Below are 6,276 nucleotides of genomic sequence, written 5' to 3'. Positions count from 1 at the left end.
AAGGACGAGGCGCAGTTGCCGACACCGGCCACCGCCACTCGGATCGGATGATGAGACACGATTCTCCTTCGTCGTGGGGCCGGACGCAGCCGCCGTGGCGGGGCGCGGCCGACCCTTCGGGGGTGAGGGGTGAGGGGCGGGTGACGTGGTGGTCCCCGCTGGGGTGCCGGCACGGGTCGCGCCGGCACCCGGGCGTCAGGGGCAGCGGTCGATCCACTCCTGCAGGTGAGGGGCCTCGGCGCGGATGTGGTCGTCGTGGCTGTGGGTCACAAGGGCGGCTCGGGTGTTACGGGCCCCCGCGTCCGCGGTCACGGCAGCGGCGTCGTGGGCCGGGTCGATGACCACGCACTGCTCGTCGTCGCCGACGATCCACACGTTGTTCTCCACCTGCCACGTGCCTCCGTCGAGGGAGAAGGTCCCGGAGGTCACCAGGCGCTCGACCCGGGCCCGGTCGGTGGAGCCCGCTGCACCGCCCGGAGGGGCGGCCGCCGGCCCCTGCTCCGCACGGCCCGCGCCCGGCGCCGGAAGCTGCCCGGACACGCAGCCGGTGCTCATCCTGCTGCCTCGTGGGCCTCTCCGGCCACGGAGGCCGGTGCCGGGGGCGTCTCCGTGCGCCGCCTCCGACTGCTGCCCGGGGACACCGCGCGGTCGACTCGGCACATCGCGTCTTCCTCTCTGTCTGGGTGGCGGCCACCGCCACCGGTGGCCGAGGGGCCTCGGCCGGAACGTCAGCTCGACTCACCTGTTGCAACACGTATCGCATTACGCAACATCATGGGTGGGGAAAGTCTCTGCGAGAGCACTCCTCCTGTCAAGGGGCGGCGTCGTCGAACTGCATCTGCTGGAGGATCATGGCGGAGATCTCCTCGACGGACATGGAGGCGGAGCTGACGTGCGGGATGCCGTTCAGGACGTACATCTCCTCGGCGTTGCGCAGCTCGTACGAGCACTGTGCGAGGGAGGCGTAGACCGTCGCGGGTCGTCGTTCCTGGCGCACCTGGCTGAGCCGCATCGGCGAGGAGGTGAGCCCGAAGCACTTGCCGACGTGGGGCGCCACGGGTGCGGGCAGGGAGTGCTGCTCGAAGTCCTCGTCCACCAGGGGGAAGTTGGCGGCGCGGATGCCGTGCTGCAGGGCCAGGTACATGCTGGTGGGGGTCTTGCCGCAGCGCGACGGGGCGATGAGGATCAGGTCCGCCCGCTCGAGGGCCCGGATGGACTGGCCGTCGTCGTGCTCCATGGCGTACTCCACCGCCGACATCCGCCGCTGGTACCGGATGGCGTTCCCCAGGCCGTGGGCTCTGCCCGGCTGCAGGCTGGTGGTGGCGTGCAGCGCGGTCTCGAGCTGGGGGATGTGGGTGCCGAACAGGTCCACGAAGAAGCCGCGGCTGCCGGCGAGGACACCACGGATGTCCGGGTCGACGACGGTGGAGAACACCACCGGCACCCGCCCGGCGGCGGCCACGGCGTCGATCCGGTCCGCCACCTGCCGTGCACGCTCCACGGTGACGACGAACGGCACGGTGTGACGCTCGAAGGGCTGGTCCGGGAACTGCGTGATCAGCGTGCTGCCCAGGGTCTCGGCGGTGATGCCCGTGCTGTCCGAGACGAAGAACGCCACGGGGCAGGTCTCGGTCATGTCGTTGCGTGCCTGTCTCTCGTCGTGCCGACCGCGGGCCCGTCCCGGCGCGCGGGGCGCCGGGACGGGGCGTCTCAGGTGCTGGGCTGGGGTGCGGTGCGGGCCAGGGACAGCCAGGTGTCCACGACGGCGTCGGGGTTCAGGGAGACGGAGTCGATGCCCTGCTCCAGCAGCCAGGCGGCCAGGTCGGGGTGGTCGCTGGGTCCCTGCCCGCAGATCCCGACGTACTTGCCCTTCGCCCGGCAGGCGGCGATGGCCAGGCCCAGCAGCTTCTTGACCGCCGGGTCGCGCTCGTCGAAGGAGGAGGCGACCAGGGCGGAGTCGCGGTCCAGGCCCAGGGTGAGCTGGGTGAGGTCGTTGGAGCCGATGGAGAACCCGTCGAAGTGCTCCAGGAAAGCCTCGGCCAGCAGCGCGTTGGCCGGCAGCTCGCACATCATGACGATCTCCAGGCCGTCCTCCCCGCGCGCCAGTCCGTTGGCGGCCAGCAGCTCCACCACGCCCTGGGCCTCGGCGAGGGTGCGCACGAACGGGACCATGAGCTTGATGTTGGTCAGCCCCATGGCGGTGCGCGCGTGCCGCACCGCCGCGCACTCGAGCTCGAAGGCCGGCCAGAAGGCGGGGGAGAGGTAGCGGGAGGCGCCGCGGAACCCGATCATGGGGTTCTCCTCCTCCGGCTCGAAGATCGGGCCGCCGAGCAGGTTGGCGTACTCGTTGGACTTGAAGTCCGACAGCCGGACGATCACCGGTTCGGGGGCGAAGGCCGCCGCGATCGTGGCGATGCCCTCGGCCAGGCGCTGCACGTAGTACTCCCGCGGCCCGTCGTAGGCGGCGATCCGCTCCCGGATCTGTCCGGCCACCTCGGCCGGCAGGCTCGTCCCGTCCTGCTCCAGGGCCAGCAGCGCCAGGGGGTGGATGCCGATCTGCCGGTTGATGATGAACTCCAGCCGGGCCAGCCCCACGCCGTGGTGGGGCAGCTGGGCGAAGGCGAAGGCCTGCTCGGGGGTGCCGACGTTCATCATGATCTTCAGCGGCGCCTCCGGCATCGCCTCCAGGGAGGTCTCCTCCACGGTGTAGTCCAGCAGTCCCGCGTAGACCAGGCCGGCCTCGCCCTCGGCGCAGGAGACCGTCACCGGGTCCCCGTCGGCCAGCACCGCGGTGGCGTTCCCGGCCCCGACGACGGCGGGGATGCCCAGCTCCCGGGCGATGATCGCCGCGTGGCAGGTGCGGCCGCCGCGGTCGGTGACGATCGCGGCGGCCTTCTTCATGATCGGCTCCCAGTCCGGGTCCGTCATCGAGGCCACCAGCACGTCCCCGGCCTGGAACGAGGCCATCTCCTCGTGGGAGCCCAGGACGCGGACCTGGCCGGCGCCGATGCGCTGGCCGATCGCCCGGCCCCGGGTCAGCACCGTGCCGCTGCCCTCGAGCCGGTAGCGGGAGACCGCACCGGCCGCCCGGCGGGAGACGACGGTCTCCGGACGGGCCTGGAGGATGTAGAGGCGCCCGTCGGTCCCGTCCAGGCCCCACTCGATGTCCATCGGGCGGCCGTAGTGGGCCTCGATGGCCACCGCGTAGCGGGCCAGCTGCTCCACCTGCGCGTCGGTGAGGCTGAACCGGTTCCGCAGCTGCACCGGCACGGGCACGAAGCCCACCGTCGCCCCCAGGTCCCGGGAGTCCGTGTAGGTCATCTGCAGGGCCTTCTCCCCGAGCCCGCGCTTGAGCACGGCCGGGCGGCCGGCGGCCAGGGCGGGCTTGTGGACGTAGAACTCGTCCGGGTTCACCGCCCCCTGCACCACGGCCTCACCCAGCCCGTAGGACGAGGTGATGAACACCGCGTCGGTGAAGCCGGACTCGGTGTCCATGGTGAACATCACTCCCGAGGCCCCCACGTCGGACCGCACCATCTTCTGCACGCCCACCGACAGCGCCACCTCGGCGTGGGTGAAGCCGTGGTGGACCCGGTAGGCGATCGCCCGGTCGTTGTACAGGGACGCGAAGACGTCCTGGACCGCGGCCAGGACGTTCTCCACGCCCCGCACGTTGAGGTAGGTCTCCTGCTGGCCGGCGAAGGAGGCGTGCGGCAGGTCCTCCGCCGTGGCGCTGGAGCGCACCGCCCAGGACGCCTCCACCCCGTCGGGCTGGGCGGCGGACAGCTGCTCGTACGCGGCGCGGATCGCCTCCTCCAGGGCGGGCGGCAGCGGCGCCTGCCGGATCAGCGAGCGGACCCGGCTGCCGGCGGCGGCCAGGGCGCTCACGTCGCCGGCGTCGAGGCCCTCCAGGACCCCGGCGATCCGCGCCTCCAGCCCCGAGGCCGCCAGGAACTCCCGGAAAGCCGTGGCCGTGGTGGCGAAGCCGCCGGGAACCTGCACCCCGGCGCTGCCCAGGTTGCGGATCAGCTCCCCCAGGGAGGCGTTCTTGCCCCCCACCTCCGGGAGGTCGGACAGGCCGATCGCGGTGAACGGAAGAACATGGGTCATCGGAATCGTCTCCTAGAGGTGCGTTCGAGCAGGCGGCGGTCATGTCGTCGAGAAGAGCCGGACGCAGCGGCGCCCTGAGCGGCGCCGGATCCGGCTGTACGGATGAGGGTCTCGTCGTCGATGGAGATGGCCGGGGCACGATCGGTGAGCATCTACGTGTCCCGCGGAAGAGAAGGATTTGATGGTTCGTCGCCCCTGGCGGGGAGCCCGTGGTTGCCGGCGGACAGGTGCGCCCGGACCCGGTGGTTCCCCGTGCTGCGACGGACTGGCGGCCGTCGCCGTGCGTGAGGGGGATCGCCGCCATGGTGACGCTCAATGGGCGCGACCGGTCTGCTCGCTCGAGCGCTCCACAGCGTCCGCGGGGAGGGTCAGGCCTGGTCGCGTGTTCGGCGGCCGGTCCGGGTCCTCCGACGCCCCGGGTCGAGCACGACGCATGACACCCCACTCCTGCTCGTGCAGTGGCCGACAACTATGTCGTCAACAGATATATCACTCATATACGAGCCCGGGAAGAGTGTTGCGGTCCGTGGCCAGGTGGCACCTTGGTCCACCGGTGCGGAAAGAGGTCGGCTGGATTTGCAGAGTTGCGCTCATTGCAACACTTACTCATGTGAGCGATGCCTTCAGGATCCGGAGAATTGCAGCAATCCCTGACTTTGCTCCGAGCTCTTGACCGTGGTGTGGATCACTTTCTACAGTGAAGCAACTTGGTTGTGATGAGTGCAACACTCAGCGATCGGGACGGAACCACCCAGCAGCTGTCGGGCGCGACAGCGGCATCCGCACCTTCGTCGAGGCCGGCGGCACCGACGTCGCGGTGCGGCGCCTCCCGTGACCCATCCCCGGCATTCCGCACGGGGTCCGCTCCACGAAAGGACGACCATGACCACCTCGCCCACCACCGTTCCCAGTGCCTCCTCGGTCGCCGAGCTCGAGCGCCTGAAGATCCTGCACAACGGGCAGAAGGAGCAGCTGACCTTCTCCGACGCCGAGTTCGAGCGCCGCCTCGCCGGCCTGCGGAAGATCATGGCCGACAAGCAGCTCGACGCCGTCGTGCTGACCAGCTACCACGGCATCAAGTACTACTCGGACTTCCTGTACACCACGTTCGGCCGCAACTACGCCCTGGTCGTCACCGCCGACGACTCCGTCACGGTCACCGCCAACATCGACGCCGGCATGCCGTGGCGCACGAGCTACGGCGACAACGTCGTCTACACCGACTGGCAGCGCGACAACTTCTACTTCGCCCTCCAGGAGGTCCTGCGCCGGCGCGGGGTGCAGGCCCGCCGGATCGGCGTGGAGGACGACGCCCTGCCGCTGCTGACCCGCCGGCGCATCCAGGCCGCGTTCGCGGATGCTGAGCTGACCGACGTCTCCCAGGAGGCCATGCGCCAGCGCATGGTCAAGTCCGCCGAGGAGATCGAGGTCATCAAGCACGGCGCCCGCATCGGCGACCTCGGCGGCGAGGCCATCCGCGCCGCCATCCGTGAGGGCATCAGCGAGTACGAGGTCGCACTGGCCGGCACCGAGGCCATGGTCCACGAGATCGCCCGCACCTTCCCGCACCGCGAGGTCCGCGACACCTGGGTGTGGTTCCAGTCCGGGATCAACACCGACGGCGCCCACAACTGGGCCACCACCCGCACGCTGCGCCGGGGCGACATCCTGTCCCTGAACTGCTTCCCGATGACCTCCGGGTACTACACCGCCCTCGAGCGCACCCTGTTCCTCGGCGAGCCGGACGCCCGCTCGCGCGAGCTGTGGGAGATCAACGTCCAGGTGCACGAGCGCGGCCTCGAGCTGATCAAGCCGGGCGCGGTGTGCAAGGACATCGCGGCGGAACTCAACGAGATCTTCGTCTCCCACGGCCTGCTGGCCAACCGCACCTTCGGCTACGGGCACTCCTTCGGAGTGCTCAGCCACTACTACGGCCGCGAGGCCGGCCTGGAGCTGCGCGAGGACATCGATACCGTGCTGGAGCCGGGCATGGTCGTGTCCATGGAACCGATGATCACGGTCCCCGAGGGCGAGCCGGGCGCCGGCGGCTACCGCGAGCACGACATCCTCGTGGTCGGCGAGGACGGCGCGGAGAACATCACCAAGTTCCCGTACGGCCCCGAGCACAACATCGTGTCCGCCTAGACGGAGCCCGACGGCGGCGGC

General features: G+C 70.5%; 3 protein-coding genes and 1 pseudogene. 1 reads left to right on the top strand and 3 read right to left on the bottom strand.

The window, feature by feature from the left end:
* Positions 1-237 precede the first annotated feature (237 nt).
* The 3 genes and pseudogenes from BJF77_RS22725 to ppsA form a co-directional block, all read right to left on the bottom strand.
* Positions 238-555, bottom strand: a pseudogene (locus tag BJF77_RS22725) (MBL fold metallo-hydrolase); the annotation flags it as partial.
* Positions 556-811: 256 nt separating this feature from the next.
* Positions 812-1,636 carry a pyruvate, water dikinase regulatory protein gene (locus BJF77_RS12025; RefSeq protein WP_075872300.1) on the bottom strand — a complete coding sequence of 275 codons (825 nt, stop codon included), beginning with the start codon at positions 1,634-1,636 and terminating at the stop codon, positions 812-814.
* A gap of 74 nt (positions 1,637-1,710) precedes the next feature.
* Positions 1,711-4,110 (bottom strand): phosphoenolpyruvate synthase, encoded by a 2,400-nt coding sequence (ppsA, locus tag BJF77_RS12020; protein ID WP_075872299.1) that lies wholly within the window; start codon positions 4,108-4,110, stop codon positions 1,711-1,713.
* 882 nt (positions 4,111-4,992) lie between these two features.
* Between ppsA and BJF77_RS12015 the strand changes: the two genes are divergently transcribed.
* Entirely contained in the window at positions 4,993-6,255 is a 1,263-nt protein-coding gene (locus BJF77_RS12015) for a M24 family metallopeptidase (RefSeq protein ID WP_075872298.1), read from the top strand.
* The last annotated feature ends 21 nt before the right edge of the window (positions 6,256-6,276 follow it).

The organism is Kocuria sp. CNJ-770, assembly GCF_001942375.1.
Classification (GTDB): domain Bacteria; phylum Actinomycetota; class Actinomycetes; order Actinomycetales; family Micrococcaceae; genus Kocuria; species Kocuria oceani.
The sequence above is the reverse complement of the archived record's forward strand: the minus strand, read 5'-3'. Positions and strand labels throughout refer to the sequence as shown.

Excerpts from the sequence above, each read along its gene's own strand:
- BJF77_RS12015 (WP_075872298.1), top strand. The coding sequence starts at position 4,993 with ATGACCACCTCGCCCACCACCGTTCCCAGTGCCTCCTCGGTCGCCGAG.
- ppsA (WP_075872299.1), bottom strand. The coding sequence starts at position 4,110 with ATGACCCATGTTCTTCCGTTCACCGCGATCGGCCTGTCCGACCTCCCG.
- BJF77_RS12025 (WP_075872300.1), bottom strand. The coding sequence starts at position 1,636 with ATGACCGAGACCTGCCCCGTGGCGTTCTTCGTCTCGGACAGCACGGGC.